This is a genomic window from Salinirubellus litoreus, assembly GCF_037335815.1.
Taxonomy (GTDB): Archaea; Halobacteriota; Halobacteria; order Halobacteriales; family Haloarculaceae; genus Salinirubellus; species Salinirubellus litoreus.
Map to the genome: position 1 here is coordinate 2033128 of NZ_CP147841.1, position 19714 is coordinate 2052841.

Below are 19714 nucleotides of genomic sequence, written 5' to 3' on the forward strand. Positions count from 1 at the left end.
CCTCGGGCCCCGGCCGGATCCCACGGCGATGCGCCTCGTCCCCACGATCCGTGCGCGTCGGAACGTCACGAGTAGTCCGTCGATCGTCATCGCGGCCCGATCTCGTCCGAAGTTCCTCCCAGTCCCCCCTTCTCCCTCCGGGCCGCGATCCGTAGCCTCACCCACACTCCGATCACCGGTCCCGGACGAGGACCTCGCCCGTCACTACCGTCGATCGTCGGTGTCTAACGTGGTGGCTGTTTTGAGGACATACGAACACCTTATACGGTTCATATTTCCTTATCCAGAATTCTTATACGGGAAAGTATCGACGTTCGGTCCGTAATGACTTCCGAGAATACAGCGTGCGTCCGACCCGCCGGTCGCGCCCTCTCGACCCGGCTGAACCAGGGGAACGTCGGGGTGATCCCGACCGTGGCGACGACGCGCCGTGCGACCGGGGGGGGAGGTGATCTGAGACGCGTCGGTGACACCCACCACGGTATAGTAGCGTTTGGAACCGATGACACACTTCGGGCGGGTTCGTTCCGCCCGCCCGTGAGTAAAGACTTCCAAACGCTACTATAGCCGCCCGCGTTTCGGCACCGTGAGCCCGACCCAACCTGGCATACCTACTGGCATCCCCGATGCCACACACGCGCACCGCGCCCGGGAGGGCGCGGTGCCATCGCGGTTCGACCCGTACTCTGATGGTTTCTCACGAACTCGCCCCACGCGTAGCGGCCGGTCTCGGTGTCCTTCTCGCAGGTACCGCACCCGGTCCGTCGACGCCGGTGACGCTCCATCCACGGACGATGGTCGCGCTATTTCGGAGTGGCCGGAATCCGGTGGCTCATCGTACTCCCGTCGGTCCCGTCGAGACCACCCGCTGTCGCGCGACTCAGATGAACTCGTTCTCGGCGAGACGCGAGACGGCCTCGCGGAGGCGGTCCTCGGCGGCCGCGTAGGAGATGCGGGCGTACCCGGGCGTGCCGAACGCGCTTCCCGGCACGGTGGCCACGTGGGCCTCCTCGATGACTGCCTCACACCAGGACTGGTCGTCCTCGTCCACCGGGAGCATCATGTAGAACGCCCCATCCGGGGCCGGTACGTCGAGGCCGTGGTCGTCGAACAGGTCGAGCAGCATCTCCCGGCGCTCGGCGAACGCGTCGCGCATCTCCGCGACCGCCTCGTCGGTGTTCCGGAGCGCCTCGACGCCCGCGTGCTGGACGAAGTTCGTCGCGCACGTGACCGAGTGAGAGTGGAGTTTGCCCGCCTCGGAGACCAGTTCCTGGGGCCCGGCGAAGTAGCCGAGCCGCCAGCCGGTCATCGAGTAGGCCTTCGAGAAGCCGTTGAGGGTGACCGTCCGGTCGCCCATCCCGTCGAGCGCCCCCAGCGAGATCGGTTCGACACCGTAGGTGATCTCCTTGTATATCTCGTCGGAGATCACCAGGACGTCGTGCTCGACGGCGAGATCCCGGACGCCTTCGAGGGCGGCCTCGGAGTAGACCGCCCCCGTGGGGTTCGCGGGGGAGTTGACCACGAGGAGCTGCGTGTCGTCGCTCACGGCCTCGGCGAGCTCGTCGAGGGCTGGCTCCAGGGCGAAGTCGTACTGTGCGGTGTCGACGCGCGCCAGCGAGCCGCCGGCGAGCTTCGCCATCGCCTCGTAGCTGACCCACGCCGGGTCGAGCAGGACGACCTCGTCACCGTCGTCGACGGCAGTCTGAAACACCTCGTAGAGGGCCTGTTTACCGCCGGGCGTGACGATGATCTCGTCAGTGGTGTGGTCGAGGCCGTCGGCGTCGAGCTTCTCGACGATGGCTTCCTTGAGAGCCGGGATGCCCGTCGAGGGGGTGTAGCCGGTGTGGCCGGCGTCGATGGCGGCCTTGCCCGCCTCGACGACGTTCTCGGGGGTCGGAAAGTCGGGTTCGCCGACCGAGAGGTCGACGACGTCGACGCCCTCCGCTTCGAGTTCGGAGGCGAGGTTCGAGATGGCGACGGTCGCTGACGGTTCGACACGGCTCGTTCGGGCTGCGAGATCCAGGTTCATGTTCGTTCACACACCGTCGAGTTCCTCGACGAGGTCGATAGCGCTCTCGACGGCCTCGGCACCCTTCCCGGCCCGCTCGTCGGCCTCGGCCGCGCTCTGCCCGGGACCGGTGATGCCGAGCGTCACGGGCGTGTCGCGGTCGACGGCGACGTCCGCGAGTTTCCGGGCCGCGGCGTGGCCGATGACCTGGTCGTGGTCCGTGTCCCCGGTGACGATGGCCCCGAGGACGGCCACGGCCTCGACGTCGTCGCGCCGGGCGAGTCGGTCGGCGGCCAGCGGCGTGTCGTACGACCCGGGGACCTCGACCTCGGCGACGATCTCCGCACCGCGGTCGGCGGCGGCCTCGCGGGCCGACTCGGCCATCCGCTCCGGGACCGACCGCCCCTCGGCCTTGTCGTACCGGGCGACCACGAGTCCGAGCGCTACCATGTCCGGCAGGTCGTGAGATGCGGGTAAAGAACTGCCGTTTCGCGCGGCCCCGCGCCCCGGACCTCCGGCGGCAACCAGAAGGGTTCTAACCCCCGCCGCGCACACCACCGACAAATGGCCGCCGGACGTGGAGACGAGGACTGGGGCGGGGAGGACTACCTCCTCTCCATCGACGCCCTCGACCGGGTCCCGTGGCTCGGCGACCGCGACGACCTCACCCGCGGGGTGGCGCTGATCGTCCTCGCGGGCCTCGTCCTGCGGCTGGTCGCGCTCGGCGCGCGCGTCGCCCACTTCGACGAGGGCCGGGTCGCCTACTTCACCGAGTACCTCGTGCGGACGGGCAACTTCGAGTACCGCCCCATCATCCACGGGCCGTTCCTCCAGCACGTCAACTCCTGGCTGTTCTCCGTCATCGGGCCGACGGACTTCTCGATGCGGCTGATCGTCGCGCTCGTCGGGGCCGCCCTGCCGCTGACCGCGCTGTTGCTCCGCGACCGGCTCCGCCGGACGGAGGTGCTCGCGCTCGCGTTCTTCCTCGCGCTCAACCCCGTGTTGCTCTACTACTCGCGGTTCTCGCGGTCGTCGGTGCTCGTCGCGGCGTTCATGTTCGCCGCGTTCGCGCTGTTCGTCCGCCTGCTCGACACGGGCGACGTCCGACTCCTCTACGCGGGGACGTTCCTCGCCGCGCTCGGGTTCGCCTCGAAGGAGAACGCGGTGCTGTACGTGCTCTGCTGGCTCGGCGCGGGCGCGCTCGTCGCCGACCGGTCGCTGTTCGGCCCCGCGGACTACGACGGCGGGATGGACCGTCTCTCCGCACTCGGCGAGCGCGTCCGGGCGCGTGTCGACGGCGAGCGGTTCGTCCGCTACCTCGGCCACCTCGCGGTCGGCCTCGCCCTGTTCCTCCTCGTCCTGCTGTTCTTCTACGCGCCACGGGGGACCGGCTCGCCGGTCGAGGTCGCCGGCCGACACGTCGGCTTCTGGGGGATGTTCACGACCCCCGGAGCGATCCCGGACGTGCTCGCGGCCACCGTCTCGGACTTCGGGAAGATCGGGTACTGGATCAGCCAGCCGGGAAGCGACGGCGGCGAGAGCGTCCAGGTGGCGGAGCTCGCCTCGACGTTCACGCGGTTCCTCGGCGGGACCCTCGAGACGTACGCGCTCTACGCCGCGCCGCTCGCCGCGTTCGGCCTGATCGGGTTCGGTCTCGAACGGTACGGGGCGAGCCGCCCGCGGCCGCTCGTCATGTTCGCCGCCTACTGGGCGTTCGCCTCCGCGCTCGGCTACCCGCTCGGGACCGACATCTACGGGGCGTGGATCGTCGTGAACGTGCTGGTGCCGCTCGCGATCCCGGCGGCGGTGGGGATGGCGAAGCTCTACCGCGTGGGGGTGGAGTCGTTCGCGGCCGAGGACGGCGCGAGCGTCGGCCTCGTCGCGCTCATCTTCCTCCTGGTGTTCGGGCAGATGGCCGTCGCCACCGCCAACGGGATCTACCTGGACGACGACTCGGCGGACGCGATGGTCCAGTACGCCCAGCCGAGTGACGAGATGCGGGTCGCCACCGGGGCGATGCGAGCGGCCGCGAGCGACGGGAGCGAGCCGGACGTGCTCTTCTACGGCGAGTACTTCGTCGACGACGAGGACGACTTCGTCGGCCTCGGAGACGACGACATCCGGGTCCCACTTCACCCACAGTGTATCAAGTTCTTCCCGTCGCTCTCGCTCCCGTGGTACACCTACAAGGACGACGTCGCGGTGACGTGTGCGGTGAACGAGTCGGCGCTCGCCGGTGTGGAGACGGTACCGCCGGTCGTGATCGCCCGTTCGAGCGCGGAGCCGGTCCTCGACGAGCGCCTCGGGAGCGGATACGAGAAGACCCGGTTCCTCCTCCGCACCGCCGAGGGCGACACGACCGAGTCGGTGGTGTACGTCCGTCAGTAGCCGACCCGGACCGTCGATCCGGTGTCCGGTGGACACCGACACCGACCGAGACCGTAACCGACACCTACCGGCCCGCCGAGCGCCGCGTATGGACGAGACCCCGGATCCGACGCTCACCTCGCCCGGCCCGACGCTGGGCGTCGTCGGCGGTGGACAGCTCGGACGGATGCTCGGCGAGGCGGCCGGTCCCCTGGGCGTGGAGGTCGTGGTGTCCGACCCGACGCCGGACTGTCCCGCCCGGTCGGTCGTCCGCGACCAGGTCGTCGGCGACTTCGACGACGAGGCGACGATCCGCGAGGTCGCAGAACGAGCCGACGTGCTGACCTACGAGATCGAACTCGCCGACCCCGACGCCATGGAGCGGGTCGCCGACGAGACCGGTACCCCTGTCCACCCCGACCCCGACACGCTGCGGACGATCCAGGACAAGCTCGTGCAGAACCGCGCGTTCGCCGACGCCGGGATCCCCCTCCCCGAGTTCCGCCGGGTCGACGACGCCGAGGACCTCCGGGCCGCGGGGGAGGAACTCGGCTGGCCGGTGATGCTGAAGGCCCGGACCGGCGGCTACGATGGCCGCGGGAACTTCCCGGTCTCCGGACCCGACGAGGCCGAGGACGCCCTCGACGAACTCGGCGGGCCGGCGCTCGCGGAACGGTTCGTCGAGTTCGAGCGTGAGCTCGCCGTCATCGGCGTCCGCGGGGCCGAGGACCGCCGGACGTTCCCCGTTACCGAGACGGTCCACCGCGAGGAGATACTCCGGGAGACGGCCTCGCCCGCCCGAACCGACGAGGCGACGCGCGAGCGGGCGGCCGAAGTCGCCCGGGACGTCCTCGCGGAGATGGACGGCCGCGGGGTGTACGGGATCGAACTCTTCGAGGTGAGCGAGGCGCGAAGCGCCTCGGACAGTCGAGCGGCGGAGCCGCGAGACAGCGACGGGGAGATACTGGTGAACGAGGTGGCCCCACGGCCGCACAACTCCGGGCACTGGACCATCGAGGGCTGTCGAACCTCCCAGTTCGACGCGCACGTCCGGGCGGTGCTGGGGTGGCCGCTGGGTTCGACCGAGCGGCGCTCGCCGACCGTCTCGGCGAACCTCCTGGGGGACGTCCCCGAGCCGGAGCCCGCCGCGCTACGGAACGTCCATCGGGCGCTCGCTGAACCCGACCTCTCGCTCCACTGGTACGGCAAGCGCGAGGCCCGTCCGCTCCGGAAGATGGGGCACGTGACCGCCACGGGTGGGGACGGGACGGATACGTCGGAACTACTGGAGCGGACGCGGGCGGTGCGCGACGACATGACGTTCCGCTCCGACGGCCAGTAGCCGCGCCGGACGGGGGTGCCCCCGACGAGCTCGGGCCTTGCCAGCGCAGGCAGACCCTCTTTACTCGTCGGCCGTCTCGATCCGGGCGAGTCAACCGCATGTCGCTCTCTTCGTACGCGCTGACGATCGGGTGTGGGACAGAGGGATCAGTATGAACGTCGAGGAAAACGCCAGGGATCTGGTCGAGGTCGCCCGCAAGAACCACCTCCTCTTCATGGGGGCGAGCGTCGCGTACTACGCGATCTCCTCGATCATCCCGCTACTGACCGTGGCGCTCGTGGTCCTCTCGCTGTTCGGCGCGACGGACATCCTGATCGGGGCGCTCGAATCGAGCCTCTCCGGGAACGCACAGGAAATACTGAGCCAGGCCCTGTCGGGTAGCCGCGGACAGGCGGCGGCGGGCGTCCTCGGGTTCGGGCTCGCGCTCTGGAGCGGGATCAAGGTGTTCCGGGCGCTCTCGCACGCCTTCAACGAGCTGTACGACATCTCCTCGACCCGCACGTTCGTCGATCACGTCTGGCGGAGCCTGGTCGTCCTCGGCGTGCTCCTCGGCGGGTTCGCCCTCCTGTCGGCGGTCAGCGTCGCCCTCTCGTTCGTCCAGTTCGGCGTCCCGTACCCGACGCTGCTCGGTAACCTCGCCGCGCTGGTCGTCCTCTTCCTCGTGCTCATCCCGATCTACTACGTCCTCCCCCCGACCCCGGTGACGGTCAGACACGTCCTCCCCGGTGCCGCGCTCGCGTCGGTCGGGTGGGTCGTTCTCCAGTTGATCTTCTTCTACTACGCGGGTGCCGCCGGGAGCTACGCCGCGTACGGATTCCTCGGGGCCGTCCTCCTGTTCATCACGTTCCTCTACGCCGGGGCCGTCGTCCTCCTCGCTGGCGTCGTCCTCAACCTCGTCGTCGACGCGGGCCCGACCGTGACGCGAACGCCGACCCGGGCGAAGGCCACGAAGGACGTCTGATTCGACTCGGCCAGCGAGGTCCGGGCGACCGCAACGCCAAAGCGCCGCGGGAGCGGGCATCGGGATATGACCGACAGCGTCCAGTCGCTGATCGACGAACTCCACGCCGAGGCGGACCGAGAGCGCGACCCCGAGGAGACCCCCGACGTGGGCATCGTGATGGGGTCGGACTCGGACCTGGAGACGATGTTCGGGGCCTACGAGGCGCTCACGGAACTCGGGTTCGAGGAGGTGACCGACTACGACGACCCGCCCGCTTCGCGATACTCCTTCGAGACGTACGTCGTCTCCGCTCACCGCACGCCCGACCTGATGTACGCCTACGCCGGGACGGCCCGCGACCGGGGGCTCGACGTGATAGTCGCCGGCGCTGGGGGCAAGAGCGCCGACCTGCCGAACATGACCGCGAGCATCGCCTACCCGCTCCCGGTGATCGGGGTACCGGTCCAGGAGAAGTCGATCGACTCGGTGATCGGGATGCCCACCGGCGCGCCGATCACGGCGGTCGACGCGGGCAAGTCGTTCAACGCGGCGCTGTCGGCGGTCCAGGTGCTCGCACGGGCCCACCCCGAACTCGACGAGCGGCTGGAGGCCTACCACGAGGATCTCCGTGCGGGGGTCGGCGAGGACTCGCGGGGGCTCCACGAGCGGGGGACCCCCGCCTACCGCGAGTCGATGGGCGAGTAGTCGCCGACGGGAACCGGCGCGTCGCCCCGACGCCCGGAAGCGATAGCCCGGGACGGGACCGGGTCGAACCACCGGCAAGCACCGTTATCAACTCTTATGTACGGGGGTTCCCAACCGTGCGATGATAGAGACGTGAGCAATCCATGGATCGCTATCGGTGCCCTCGCGCTGGTGGGCGTCGTGGTGCCGGTCTCGATGATCGTCATCTCGTCGCTCCTCCGCCCGAGCGTGCCGGAACAGGGAAAGAGCGCCATCTACGAGTCCGGCGAGATCCCGACGGGAGACACGCGCATCAGGTTCAACATCCAGTACTACATGGTCGCGTTGCTGTTCGTCATCTTCGACATCGAGACCGTCCTCATCTTCCCGTGGACGGTCATCTACCGGGATGCAGTCCAGTCGGTCGGGCTGGTCAGCGCGCTGGGACCGATGCTGGTGTTCATCGGCGTACTCGTCGTCGGGCTGGCGTGGGCGTGGCGCAACGGTGCCGTCCGCTGGGTCAAGAGCCCGCGGGCGAAGACGAGAGAAGAACAGCGGAACGCGGAGTGATATCATGAGCAGCGACCAACCACACGACCAGCAGGGCGAAGACGCCTACGGCAGTCCGGAGATCGTCTCGACACAGGAGGCCCGGATGGGCGAGGGCGTCGACAACCGGTTCAACTCGAAGCTCCGGGAGGCGTTCGGTTCCTCGCCGTTCATCCTCACCAAGTTCGACAAGTTCATGAACTGGGTCCGGGGCTCCTCGATGTTCATGCTGCAGTTCGGTATCGCCTGCTGCAGCATCGAGATGATGCACACCTACGCGGTGAAACACGACCTCGACCGGTTCGGCGCGGGGGTCCCCCGCGCTTCCCCCCGGCAGGCCGACGTCATCATCGTCCCGGGCACCATCGTCTCGAAGTTCGCTCCCCGGATGAAGCGCGTCTACGACCAGATGCCCGAGCCCAAGTTCGTCGTCGGGATGGGCTCGTGTACCATCTCGGGTGGTCCGTTCCAGGAGGGCTACAACGTCGTCAAGGGTGCCGAGGAGGTCATCCCGGTCGACATCCACGTCCCGGGTTGTCCGCCCCGTCCCGAGGCGCTGGTCTACGGCGTCGCCAAGCTCCAGGAGCGGATCGCCAACGGCGAGACCTCCCCGGTGACGGTCAAGCCGTACGAACTCGAGCAGTTCGGCGACCTCGACCGCGACGAACTGGTCCAGCACCTCGCCGACGAGATCGACGAGGAGGACCTCGTCATGCGGTACAACTGGGCGGATTCACCATGAGCCTCGAAGAACCCACTCCCCCCGAAACGGACGTCGGCGTGACCGAGGACGGCACCGTCGACTACGACGCGCTCGAGGAACTGCTCGGCGAGCACGTCCTCGACCGCGAGACGCACATCAACGCCGAGGCGTTCGTCGTTCGGCCCGACGAGGTTCAGGACGTCCTCCGGACGCTGAAGGGCGAGGCGGGCTTCGATCACCTCTCCTGTCTCACCGCACAGGAGTACAGTGACCGCTTCGAGTCGATCTACCACCTGAAGAAGTACGACGACCCGACCCAGGAGGTCGGCGTCGTCGTCCCCACCTCGACCGACCGGCCCGTGAGCCAGACGGCCGAACCGGTCTACCTGACCGCCAACTGGCACGAGCGCGAGGCGTACGACCTCGTCGGGATCGAGTACGAGGGTCATCCCGACCTCCGGCGGATCCTCATGCCCGAGACCTGGCAGGGCCACCCGATGCGGGCCGACTACAACCAGGAGAAGCCCCAGGTCGTCACGCTGCGCGAGCACGCCAACCCGCTCCAGGACGACCACCGGAGCGGCGACGACGCCGACACGATGTTCCTGAACATCGGTCCCCACCACCCGGCCACCCACGGCGTGCTCCACCTGAAGACGGTGCTCGACGGCGAGCAGGTCGCCGACGTCGATCCGGACGTCGGCTACCTCCACCGGTGTGAGGAGCAGATGGCCCAGCAGAGCACCTACCGCCACCAGATCATGCCCTACCCGGACCGGTGGGACTACACCGCGAACATGCCAAACGAGTGGGCGTACGCGCGGGCCGCCGAGGACCTCGCGGACCTCGACGTCCCCGACTACGCGAAGGTGCTCCGGACGCTCGGGTCCGAGCTCTCCCGCATGACCGGCCACTTCCTCGCGCTGGGGACGTTCGCCCTCGACGTCTACGGGGACTTCACGGCCATCTTCATGTACGCCATCCGCGACCGGGAGATCGCCCAGGACATCCTGGAGGATCTCACCGGCCAGCGGATGATGTACAACTACTTCCGGCTCGGTGGCGTGGCGTGGGACCTCCCCGAGCCCCGCGAGGAGTTCTTCGAGAAGACCCGGGACTTCCTCGAGGACCTCCCCGAGCGCCTGGAGGAGTACCACAACATGGTCACCTCCAACGAGATCTTCCAGATGCGGTGTGTCAACACCGGCATCCTGAACCCGGAGGTCGCCAAGTCCTACGGGGCGACCGGGCCGGTCGCCCGGGGCTCGGGCATCGACTACGACCTCCGGCGCGACGACCCCTACGGCTACTACGACCAGCTCGACTGGGATGTCGTCACCGAGGACGGCTGTGACAACTACTCGCGGGTGCTCGTCCGGATGCAGGAGGTCGAGGAGTCCGCGAAGATCGTCTCCCAGTGTATCGACCTGCTGGAGGACTGGCCCGAGGACGACCGCGAGATCCAGTCGAACGTCCCGCGGACGCTCAAGCCGGAGAACGACACCGAGATCTACCGCGCGGTCGAGAACGCGAAGGGCGAACTCGGCGTCTACATCCGGGCCGACGGCACCGACAAGCCCGCCCGGTTCAAGATCCGGAGCCCGTGCTTCCACAACCTCTCGACGCTGGCCGAGATGTCCGAGGGGGAGTACGTGCCCGACCTCATCGCCTCGCTCGGTAGCCTCGACATCGTACTCGGGGAGGTGGACCGCTGATGGTCCAGAGCGGGAACGGGACCACCACGGCCAACGGGACGGCCACGGCTACGCCGGACGGTGCCGCGAACGCGACGAACGCCTCGGCCGCCGCCGGCGACGTCACCACGCTCACGGAGACGATCACGGGTCTGCTCGGGATCTCTGGGCCGGGCGCGGACTTCCTCGCCGGCCTCATCGGCGGGGCGCTCATCATCACGTTCCTGCTCACGCTGGTGGCGGTCTCCGGCATCTGGGGCAAGCGGAAGATCACCGCCGCGTTCACCGACCGCGTCGCGGTCAATCGCGTTGGCCCGTTCGGGCTACTCATCATCGTGGCCGACGCCGTCCGCCTGCTCTCGAAGGAACTCATCATCCCCGAGGGCGTCGATCGGCCGGCCTGGGACATCGCGCCCATCGTCATGGTGTTCTCGGCGGTCGCCGGGTTCGCCGTCATCCCGATGGGGAGCGGTATCCAGCTCGCCGATCCGGAGGCCGGCCTCGTCTACGTGTTCGCCACCGCCTCGGTCGCCTCCGTCGGGCTGGTGATGGCGGGCTACTCCTCGAACAACAAGTACTCGCTGCTCGGCGGGCTCCGGGCGGTCGCGCAGAACCTCGCCTACGAGATCCCGCTGATAATCACGGCGGCGTCGGTGGTCGTCTTCGCCGGCAGCCTCCGGATGAGCGAGATCGTCGCCGCACAGGCCGTGCCGCTGCTCGAACTCGGCCCGATAGTGATCCCGGCCTGGTACGCGTTCGTCAACCCGTTCGCGTTCCTCCTGTTCATGGCCGCGAACCTCGCGGAGGTCGGACGTAACCCGTTCGACGTCCCCGAGGCCCCGACCGAGATCGTCGCCGGGTGGCAGACCGAGTACTCCTCGGTCTACTTCGTGCTGGGCTACCTCTCGGAGTTCCTGCACATCTTCCTCGGCGGCGCGATCATCGCGACCATCTTCCTCGGCGGCCCGGCGGGGCCCGTGCTGCCCGGGTTCCTCTGGTTCGTCATCAAGATGCTCGCGGTGTTCCTGTTCACCCAGTGGATGCGTTCGGCCATCCCGCGGGTGCGCATCGACCAGCTCATCGAGATCGGCTGGAAGGGGATGCTGGTCCTCTCCTTCGCGAACCTGGTGCTCACGGCCGTCATCGTGGGAGTGATAGCATGATCGGACTACTCAAGTCGATGGCAACGACCATGAAACACGCACTGGACGGCTCGACGTTCACCGTCGAGTACCCCGAGGACACGCCCGACGTGTCCCCGCGGTTCCGCGGCGTCCACAAGTTCAGCCAGGAGCGGTGCATCTGGTGTCGCCAGTGCGAGAACGTCTGCCCGAACGACACCATCCAGATCGTCACCGACGACCAGCGCAACGGCGAGCAGTACAACCTCCACATCGGTCAGTGTATCTACTGCCGGCTGTGCGAGGAGGTCTGCCCCGTCGACGCGATCCTGCTCACCCAGAACTTCGAGTTCACGGCGAACACCAAGGACGAGTTCGCCTACAACATGGAGCAGCTCAAGAACGTCCCCTGGTACAAGGACATCGACCCGCTCGCCTCCCGCGAACCCGACCGCGGCGCGTGGATCGGTGAAGGGGAGGGCGAGATCGACTACCAATAGAACCACCAAACTTTTGCACGCTCGCTCGGCGCGGCGGAGCCGCGCCTCGCTCGCGGCAAAACTTTGGTTTCAAAACGCTCGTCACTCCCTGCGGTCGCTCCTCGCGCGCTGGCCTCGCTCCGCTCGGCCAGTGAACCGCTCGCTCCCTTCGGTCGCTCGCGCGGATACTGGGTTCAAGCAAACGATGGCCCCACGGGAATTCCTGTCGATAATGGTGGGAGTACGCGTAGGCGTGCTGAGTACACGGCGGGTATGTTACACCTCAGGGCAGTCATTGGGTGGCCGTTGTAGAACCAGTCTAACGAAATCATCTCTGATACTGATATCAATCCATGCTGTCACACAGGCCATTCGTTCGGACTTACCTCGGCAATCAGAACAGTGTATTCTTTCGGCAACCTAGCTAACTTCACTCGGATCCGCAATACTCCATAATCTTCACTCACGCGCTGCATATCGTCCCGTTGCTGACGTTCGAATGGGGAATTTCCTGATTTCACTTCAGCAAAGTAAACATCATTAGATGACGCATCACCAGGCGAAACCTCAATTCGGAGATCTGGGGACCATCCCACTTCAATCTCGTCTGGTAACTGTGGCTCAGCGTCCACCCAGACCACTCGTCCCTGTTTCGAAGGGGGCGCTTGCTCAGTAAAATAGTGTGCCAATGCGGGCGAGGTTTTGCCCTCAAGATATACCAACCCGAATCCCAAACCGCCGTACGTATTTGCTCCAACCGGGAACGTCACACTCTGTTCGTTCGACTCTATTGGTTCCCATTCGTTGCGCTGGGTGTCACTGATCAAATATGCATCAACGTCTGCGGGATCCTGTGGAGCGGGTGATTGTAGCCGTACCGGATCCCCTGATGAACACATCTCATCTGCAAATTCTTCGGCTACTCTACGTGAGTTGAACTGCTTGACTGGACCTTCCTCTGGGACTATCTCACCGACACGACAATTCTGTTCTTGAGCAGACTGTTTCAAAGCGACGCGGAACATCGACGTAATTTGTTCTTGAGTTCTCTGCACTCATTAGTTTCCGCTTGGGTAACGACCAATCTACTGTCTGTAATGAATCCGATCACTGTATCGCGAATCCCCTTTCGGACAGCTATTGGAAAATTAGATGGAGTGAAACCCGAGGCCACCAGATGTTCCACCAGCATCCGCGAGCGACCGAAGGGAGCGAGCGGTTCACTGGCCGAGCGGAGCGAGGCCAGCGCGCGAGGAGCGACTAAGCGAGCCGAAGGCTCGCGCTGGAGCGACGAGCGTTTTGAAACCAAAGTTTTGCCGCGAGCGAGGCGCGGCTCCGCCGCGCCGAGCAAGCGTGCAAAAGTTTGGTGGGCGGGGAAACAGCAAGCTTGAAACCGATTCTCCGTTACGTCCAACGTAATGGCTCTACTCGAGACCCTGGCGTTCGCGCTGTTCGCCCTCGTGACGGTGGGGAGCAGCCTGGGCGTCGTGCTGGTCCGCGACGTCTGGCACGCGGCGCTCCTGCTCGGGGCGGCGCTGACCAGCGTCGCGATCCACTACGTGATGCTCCGCGCCGAGTTCCTCGCGGCGATGCAGATCCTGGTGTACGTCGGTGGGGTGCTCATCCTCATCACGTTCGCCGTGATGCTCGTCCGCGATCAGGGGCCGGAACTGGAGGTGGACGGGGCGTGACGACCAGACCGCGCCTCGAGCGGAACGAGCGCCAGGCGGTCGGCCTCATCGCGCTCGTCCTCTTCGTCGTGCTGGCCGCGGTGTTCCTCACCGCGCGCCTCGGCACGCCGCAGGGGTTCCCCGGGGACGGCTCGATCACCGCCTCGATCGGCTACGCGATGTTCAACATCGACGACGGCGCGTTCCCCGCCGAGGGCTTCCTCGTCGCGTTCCTCATCATCGCGGTGGTGCTCGACGCCGCGCTTGACGCCGCGGTGATGCTCGCGAAGCGCGAGGGCGAGGGGCTCGGCCCGCTCGAGACGGACGGCGGCCGGGACGAGGTAACGGACGAGGGGGGTGACCGGTAGATGGCGGTCGCGACCCAGTACTACCTCGTGCTCTCGGCGGCCGTGTTCTGTATCGGACTGTTCGGCATCCTCACGCGCAGGAACGCGCTGATGTTCCTGATGAGCGTCGAGCTGATGCTGAACGCCGCGAACATCAACCTCGTCGCGTTCTCCTTCTACTGGGGGAACCTCACGGGGCAGGTGTTCAGCCTGTTCACGATGGCGCTGGCGGCGGCCGAGGTGGCCGTCGGCATCGGCATCATACTCGTGCTCTACCGCAACTTCCAGGACGTGGACGTGACGAAGGCGACGACGTTGAGGTGGTGACACATGGCAGAAGGAATCTTCCCATTCGTTCCCGCTATCGCCGTGCTGCCGTTCGTATCGTTCCTGGTGGCGCTGTTCGCCGGGAAGTACATGCCGAAGCGGGGCGCGTTCGCCGGTATCGCCGCGACCGGCGGCTCGCTCCTGCTCTCGCTCGGTGCCCTGCTCTCGGTGTGGGGCATCCTGGGCGAGCCGACGGTCCACCAGTCCGTACTGTATACCTGGGTCGTCGGCCAGGGCACGTTCGACCTGCACTTCGGCATCCTGATCGACCAGCTGAGCTCCCTGATGCTCGTCATCGTCTCGCTCATCGCTTTCCTCGTCCACATCTTCTCGCTCGGATACATGAACGACGAGGGCGAGACCGGGCTCCCGCGGTACTACGCCGAACTCGGGCTGTTCACCGCGAGCATGCTCGCGTTCGTCATGTCCGACAACCTGCTGATGGCGTTCATGTTCTTCGAGCTCGTCGGGCTCTGCTCGTACCTGCTAATCGGCTTCTGGTTCCGCGAGGCCGGCCCGCCGTCGGCGGCGAAGAAGGCGTTTCTGGTGACTCGCTTCGGTGACTACTTCTTCCTCATCGGCGTGGTCGCCGTCTTCGCCACGTTCGGCACGTCGACGTTCGCCGGCAGCGAGGGCTTCCCGCATCTCGCCGAACTCGCCGTCGCCGGCGAGGGCTCGGTGAACACGTTCTTCGGGCTCGACCCCCGCGCGTGGTTCACCGTCATCGGCCTCCTCGTCCTCGGGGGCGTGATGGGCAAGTCCGCACAGTTCCCGTTCCACACGTGGCTGCCCGACGCGATGGAGGGCCCCACCCCGGTCTCGGCGCTCATCCACGCGGCGACGATGGTCGCCGCCGGGGTCTACCTCGTCGCGCGGATGTACGGCTTCTACGCCGTCTCGCCGACCGCGCTCGCGGTCATCGCGTTCGTCGGCGGTTTTACTGCTCTATTCGCGGCGACGATGGGCGTCGTCAAGGAGGAGATCAAGCAGGTGCTCGCGTACTCGACGATCAGCCAGTACGGCTACATCATGCTCGCGCTGGGGACGGGCGGCTACGTCGCCGGCGTCTTCCACCTGACGACCCACGCGGTGTTCAAGGCGCTGCTGTTCCTCGGCGCGGGGTCGGTGATCATCGCCATGCACCACAACGAGGATATGTGGGACATGGGCGGGCTGAAAGACCGGATGCCGGTCACCTACTACGCGTTCCTCTCGGGGTCGCTCGCGCTCGCGGGCATCATCCCGTTCGCGGGGTTCTGGTCGAAGGACGAGGTGCTGTTCGAGGCTCTCATCCACGGGCTGAACAGCCCGCTGCTCCTGCTGGCGTACCTCATGGGGCTGATCGCCGTGTTCTTCACCGGGTTCTACACCTTCCGGATGGTGATGCTCACCTTCCACGGCGAGCCCCGGTCCGACACCGCGCGTGATCCCCACGGCGTGGGGTGGAACGTGAAGGGCCCGCTGGCGGTGCTCGGCGTGCTCGCGGCGACGGTCGGGTTCATCAACATGGCCCCGATCGCGAAGCTGACGGGCCTGCACATCGACTACCTCCACATTTGGCTCAACAGCACGCCCGAGGAGTTCCTCACGGGTCTGCACCACTACGAGGTGGTGCTCGAGGAGCAGGCCGGCTACGAGGCCGCCTACCTCCTCGGCGAGACGGGGACGATGCTGCTATCGGCGGCCGTCTCGCTCGGGCTGGCGCTGGCGGGTGCGGGGCTCGCGTACTTCCTGTACAACGACCCCCACCCCGAACGGCACACCGAGAAGCTCGGGGAGGCCCGCGACGTGCTCTTCGCCAACTACTACCAGGACGAGTATCAGGTCTGGCTCGCACAGGATCTCGGCGTCGGGATCGCCCGCGCCGCCGACCGGTTCGACCAGGGCGTGATCGACGGCGGGGTCAACCTCGTCTCCTCGGTGTCGCTGTTCTCCGGGGACCGCCTCCGCAGGGTGCAGACCGGCATCGTCTCGAACTACGCGGCCCTCATCACGCTCGGGCTCGTACTGCTTCTGGTGGCCTTCGGGCTCACCGGGGGGTGGTTCTAGATGCTTATCGAACTGCTCATCGGGCTCTGCCTGCTCGGGGCTGGCGTGGTGTTCTTCCTCCCCGACGAGCACGTCCCGAAGGTGGCGCTGGGCTGGAGCCTCGCGCCGCTCGCGGTCTCGCTGTACATGTACGCGGTCTTCGACGGTGTGGGCAACGCGCTCATCGCCGGTCCGGACTCGGAGATCGCCTTCGAGACGATGGTCGAGTGGATCACGCTCGGCCCCTACGGGCTGAACTGGCACGTCGGCCTCGACGGCGTCTCGATGCCGCTCGTGCTGCTGGCGACGGTGCTCACGACGCTCGCCATCCTCGCGTCGTGGACGCCGATCGACGAGCGCGAGAGCCAGTTCTACGGGCTCGTGCTGTTCATGGAGGCCGCGCTGATCGGTGTCTTCTCGGCGCTGGACTTCTTCGTCTGGTTCGTCTTCTGGGAGGGCGTCCTCGTCCCGATGTACTTCCTCGTCGGGGTCTGGGGCGGTCCGCGCCGGAAGTACGCCGCGATCAAGTTCTTCGTCTACACGAACATCGCGTCGCTGGTAATGTTCATCGGGTTCTTCGGGCTCGTCTTCGGGCTCGGGGACTCGATCACGACGCTCGACATGCCGGCCATCGCCGGCGCGCTCCGCGCGGGTGAACTCGGCGGGCTCGGCCTGCTCACGGCCCCGCAGGTCGCCTCGCTCGCGTTCCTCGCCATGTTCGTCGGCTTCGGCGTGAAGGTGCCCATCGTGCCGTTCCACACCTGGCTACCCGACGCCCACGTCGAGGCACCCACGCCCATCTCGGTGCTGCTGGCGGGCGTGCTCCTGAAGATGGGGACGTACGCGCTGCTGCGGTTCAACTTCACGATGCTGCCCGGAGTCGCCCGGGCGTGGGCGGTGCCCATCGCCCTCGTGGCGGTGGTGTCGGTCATCTACGGCGCGTTCCTCGCGCTGGCCCAGCAGGACCTCAAGCGGGTCGTGGCCTACTCGTCGGTGTCCTCGATGGGCTACGTCATCCTCGGGCTCGTCGCGTACAACACGTACGGGTTCGGGGGTGCGACGTTCCAGATGGTCGCCCACGGGCTCATCTCCGGGCTGATGTTCGCCTGCGTCGGCGTCGTCTACAACGTCACCCACACGCGGATGATCGACGACATGGCCGGGCTGGCCGAGAAGATGCCCGTCACGGTCGGCGCGTTCGTCGCGGGCGCGTTCGGCTACGCCGGCCTGCCGCTGATGGCCGGCTTCGCCGGCGAGTTCTTCGTCTTCGTCGGCGCGTTCCGCTCGGACGTGATGGGAGGGAACGGGATGGCCGTCTTCACCGCGGTCGCGATGTTCGGCATCGTCATCGTGGCCGGCTACCTGCTGTGGGCGATGCAGCGCACGCTGTTCGGCCCGTTCCGGGTCGACACGGACTACGAGATCACGCGGGCCGCACGCCACGACGTGTTCCCGCTGGTCACGCTCATCGTGCTCATCGTCGTGCTGGGCACGTTCCCCGAGATATTCTTCGACATGATACAGGACGCCGTCAACCCGGTGATCGACCTGAGTGAGGTAACGCTGAACGTCGGGGGTGGTTCCTGATGTTCGGATCCGCCCTCGTGCCGCTGGCCATCAGCCCCGACTGGGCGGCGATGGCACCGGCGCTCGTACTCGCCGCCTTCGCGCTCGTGCTCTTCGTCGTCGACAGTATCGACCCCGACTACTCGAACAACGCGCTGCTGGCGGGGATCGCCACCCTCGGCGCGCTCACGGCGACGATCGTCACGGGTGTCTACCTCGTCGCCGGCGTCGGCCAGACGGAGGGTTCGGTCGAACTCTTCCGCGGGTCGCTCGTCGTCGACGGGATGGCGCTACTGTTCACGTTCATCTTCACGAGCGTCGCCACGCTGGTCTTCGTGGCCAGCTACGACTACCTGGAGGGCCAGGAGTACCAGGCCGAGTTCTACTCGCTCATCATGCTCGCGACGCTCGGGATGGCGCTGATGGCGACGGCGAACTCCCTGGCGACGGTGTTCGTCGCGCTCGAGCTGTCCTCGCTGCCGTCGTTCGCGCTCGTGGCGTTCCTGAAGGACAACCGCGGGAGCGTCGAAGCGGGTCTGAAATACTTCCTCATCGGGGCGCTCTCCTCGGCCATCTTCGCCTACGGCATCTCGCTCGTGTACGGCGTCACGGGCGTGCTGTCGCTGCCGGCGGTCGCCGAGGCGCTCTCGGGCGGAACGGAGCTTCCCGGACTGCTCGGGGTCGGCGTGCTGATGATCGCCGGCGGCTTCGCGTACAAGACCGCGAGCGTCCCGTTCCACTTCTGGGCTCCGGAGGCCTACGAGGGCGCGCCCGCCCCCGTCAGCGCGTTCCTCTCCTCGGCGTCGAAGGCCGCCGGGTTCGTCGTCCTCTACCGCGTGTTCGTGACGGCGTTCCCCATCGCTGACGTCGCGATGGCCATCGACTGGGTGCTCGTCTTCCAGGTGCTCGCCGTGGTGACGATGACGCTCGGCAACTTCGCGGCCGCCACCCAGGAGAACGTAAAGCGGATGCTCGCGTACTCCTCGATCGGGCACGCGGGCTACGTCCTCATCGGCGTGGCCGCCCTGACGGGGGCCGGCAACAGCGAGATCGTCCTCGGGGCGGGGATGATCCACATGCTCGTCTACGGGTTCATGAACACGGGCGCGTTCCTGTTCATCGCCATGGTCGAGTACTGGGGTATCGGCCGCACCTTCGAGGACTACAACGGCCTGGCGACGAAGGCCCCGGTGGCGAGCGTCGCCATGACCGTCTTCATGTTCTCGCTCGCGGGACTGCCGGTCGGCGGCGGGTTCCTCTCGAAGTACTACCTGTTCGCGGGCGCGGTCGGCGCGGGCGTCTGGTGGCTCGCGCTGGTCGGCGCGATCAACAGCGCGCTGTCGCTGTTCTACTACTCCCGCGTCGTGAAGGCGATGTGGATCGAGGAGCCCAACGGCAACCTCGACGCGATCGACCGCCGGGGCTACCCGAGCGGGCTCTACGCGGCCGTCGTCGTCGCCGGCGTCGTCACCGTGCTCCTGCTCCCGGCGATCGGGCTCTTCTCCGGCACCGCGTTCGAGGCCGCCGCGGCGCTGTTCTGAGTTCCGGCCGGTCTCGGTCCCGTCTTGGCCGCGTTCGATTCCTCGGCGTGCACCCTCCACGTCCCGAGCCGCGGGACCGACTCACCCACCCGACCCGTCGGCACGGGGGCCGAGGAGGGCCGCCCGTACCCCGGCCGCGGCCAGGACGCTCGCGACCGGGAGGGGGTCGAGCCAGTAGGTGACGCACGGCCGCACGACGAGAGGCTCAACGCGGCCAGGAGCCCGAACACCGCCTCCCGGGGGATCCATCCGGGGAGTCGACGCCGGACGACCCCCGGGACGAACGCCGAGTCGTCCCGCGGTGAGCTGATAGCGGAGGACATCGGAGCGGCTTCGCCGCCCCGG

Annotated in this window: 18 protein-coding genes; 15 read left to right on the forward strand and 3 right to left on the reverse strand. The window is 67.1% G+C overall.

The window, feature by feature from the left end:
- Positions 1 to 880: 880 nt before the first annotated feature.
- Together WDJ58_RS10020 and ribH are read right to left on the reverse strand one after the other, a co-directional pair.
- Complete coding sequence (locus WDJ58_RS10020) at positions 881 to 2029, reverse strand: pyridoxal phosphate-dependent aminotransferase (RefSeq protein WP_338917561.1); 1149 nt, start codon at positions 2027 to 2029, stop codon at positions 881 to 883.
- Between the two features lie 6 nt (positions 2030 to 2035).
- A complete protein-coding gene (gene ribH, locus WDJ58_RS10025) occupies positions 2036 to 2458 on the reverse strand; it encodes a 6,7-dimethyl-8-ribityllumazine synthase (RefSeq protein ID WP_338917562.1) in 423 nt (140 codons plus the stop codon).
- A 114-nt stretch (positions 2459 to 2572) separates the two neighbouring features.
- Between ribH and WDJ58_RS10030 the strand changes: the two genes are divergently transcribed.
- The 9 genes from WDJ58_RS10030 (at position 2573) to WDJ58_RS10070 (ending at position 11911) form a co-directional block, all read left to right on the forward strand.
- Entirely contained in the window at positions 2573 to 4396 is a 1824-nt protein-coding gene (locus WDJ58_RS10030) for a flippase activity-associated protein Agl23 (protein ID WP_338917563.1), read from the forward strand.
- Between the two features lie 88 nt (positions 4397 to 4484).
- The gene (locus WDJ58_RS10035) at positions 4485 to 5717 is read left to right on the forward strand and encodes a 5-(carboxyamino)imidazole ribonucleotide synthase (protein ID WP_338917564.1); all 1233 of its coding nucleotides are present in this window, start codon (positions 4485 to 4487) and stop codon (positions 5715 to 5717) included.
- 151 nt (positions 5718 to 5868) lie between these two features.
- Entirely contained in the window at positions 5869 to 6678 is an 810-nt protein-coding gene (locus tag WDJ58_RS10040; protein ID WP_338917565.1) for a YihY/virulence factor BrkB family protein, read from the forward strand.
- Between the two features lie 66 nt (positions 6679 to 6744).
- Positions 6745 to 7365, forward strand: a complete 621-nt coding sequence (gene purE / locus WDJ58_RS10045) for a 5-(carboxyamino)imidazole ribonucleotide mutase (protein WP_338917567.1) — start codon at positions 6745 to 6747, stop codon at positions 7363 to 7365.
- 132 nt (positions 7366 to 7497) lie between these two features.
- Positions 7498 to 7914, forward strand: coding sequence for an NADH-quinone oxidoreductase subunit A (locus WDJ58_RS10050; RefSeq protein ID WP_338917568.1), 417 nt, complete (start codon positions 7498 to 7500; stop codon positions 7912 to 7914).
- A gap of 4 nt (positions 7915 to 7918) precedes the next feature.
- On the forward strand, positions 7919 to 8635 hold the full coding sequence (locus tag WDJ58_RS10055) for an NADH-quinone oxidoreductase subunit B (protein WP_380660625.1): 717 nt from the start codon (positions 7919 to 7921) through the stop codon (positions 8633 to 8635).
- Positions 8632 to 10311 (forward strand): NADH-quinone oxidoreductase subunit D, encoded by a 1680-nt coding sequence (locus WDJ58_RS10060; RefSeq protein ID WP_338917569.1) that lies wholly within the window; start codon positions 8632 to 8634, stop codon positions 10309 to 10311. Before WDJ58_RS10055 ends, WDJ58_RS10060 begins: the two co-directional genes overlap by 4 nt.
- Positions 10311 to 11453 (forward strand): complex I subunit 1/NuoH family protein, encoded by a 1143-nt coding sequence (locus tag WDJ58_RS10065; protein ID WP_338917570.1) that lies wholly within the window; start codon positions 10311 to 10313, stop codon positions 11451 to 11453. The genes WDJ58_RS10060 and WDJ58_RS10065 overlap by 1 nt, the downstream gene beginning before the upstream one ends.
- On the forward strand, positions 11450 to 11911 hold the full coding sequence (locus WDJ58_RS10070; protein ID WP_338917571.1) for a NuoI/complex I 23 kDa subunit family protein: 462 nt from the start codon (positions 11450 to 11452) through the stop codon (positions 11909 to 11911). The genes WDJ58_RS10065 and WDJ58_RS10070 overlap by 4 nt, the downstream gene beginning before the upstream one ends.
- Before the next feature lie 338 nt (positions 11912 to 12249).
- On the opposite strand, the gene WDJ58_RS10075 is transcribed toward WDJ58_RS10070, so the two are convergent.
- A complete protein-coding gene (locus tag WDJ58_RS10075) occupies positions 12250 to 12945 on the reverse strand; it encodes a hypothetical protein (protein ID WP_338917572.1) in 696 nt (231 codons plus the stop codon).
- 363 nt (positions 12946 to 13308) lie between these two features.
- On the opposite strand from WDJ58_RS10075, the gene WDJ58_RS10080 reads away from it, so the two are divergent.
- From WDJ58_RS10080 to WDJ58_RS10105, 6 genes are read left to right on the forward strand one after another with little or no spacing between them, the layout of a single operon-like run.
- Positions 13309 to 13581 (forward strand): NADH-quinone oxidoreductase subunit J, encoded by a 273-nt coding sequence (locus tag WDJ58_RS10080; RefSeq protein WP_338917573.1) that lies wholly within the window; start codon positions 13309 to 13311, stop codon positions 13579 to 13581.
- Positions 13578 to 13928, forward strand: a complete 351-nt coding sequence (locus WDJ58_RS10085; RefSeq protein ID WP_338917574.1) for an NADH-quinone oxidoreductase subunit J — start codon at positions 13578 to 13580, stop codon at positions 13926 to 13928. Before WDJ58_RS10080 ends, WDJ58_RS10085 begins: the two co-directional genes overlap by 4 nt.
- A complete protein-coding gene (nuoK, locus tag WDJ58_RS10090) occupies positions 13929 to 14234 on the forward strand; it encodes an NADH-quinone oxidoreductase subunit NuoK (RefSeq protein WP_338917575.1) in 306 nt (101 codons plus the stop codon). It begins immediately after the preceding gene.
- A 3-nt stretch (positions 14235 to 14237) separates the two neighbouring features.
- Positions 14238 to 16283, forward strand: a complete 2046-nt coding sequence (gene nuoL, locus WDJ58_RS10095; protein ID WP_338917576.1) for an NADH-quinone oxidoreductase subunit L — start codon at positions 14238 to 14240, stop codon at positions 16281 to 16283.
- Positions 16284 to 17849 (forward strand): complex I subunit 4 family protein, encoded by a 1566-nt coding sequence (locus WDJ58_RS10100; RefSeq protein ID WP_338917577.1) that lies wholly within the window; start codon positions 16284 to 16286, stop codon positions 17847 to 17849.
- A complete protein-coding gene (locus tag WDJ58_RS10105; RefSeq protein ID WP_380660630.1) occupies positions 17849 to 19369 on the forward strand; it encodes an NADH-quinone oxidoreductase subunit N in 1521 nt (506 codons plus the stop codon). The genes WDJ58_RS10100 and WDJ58_RS10105 overlap by 1 nt, the downstream gene beginning before the upstream one ends.
- Positions 19370 to 19714 lie beyond the last annotated feature (345 nt).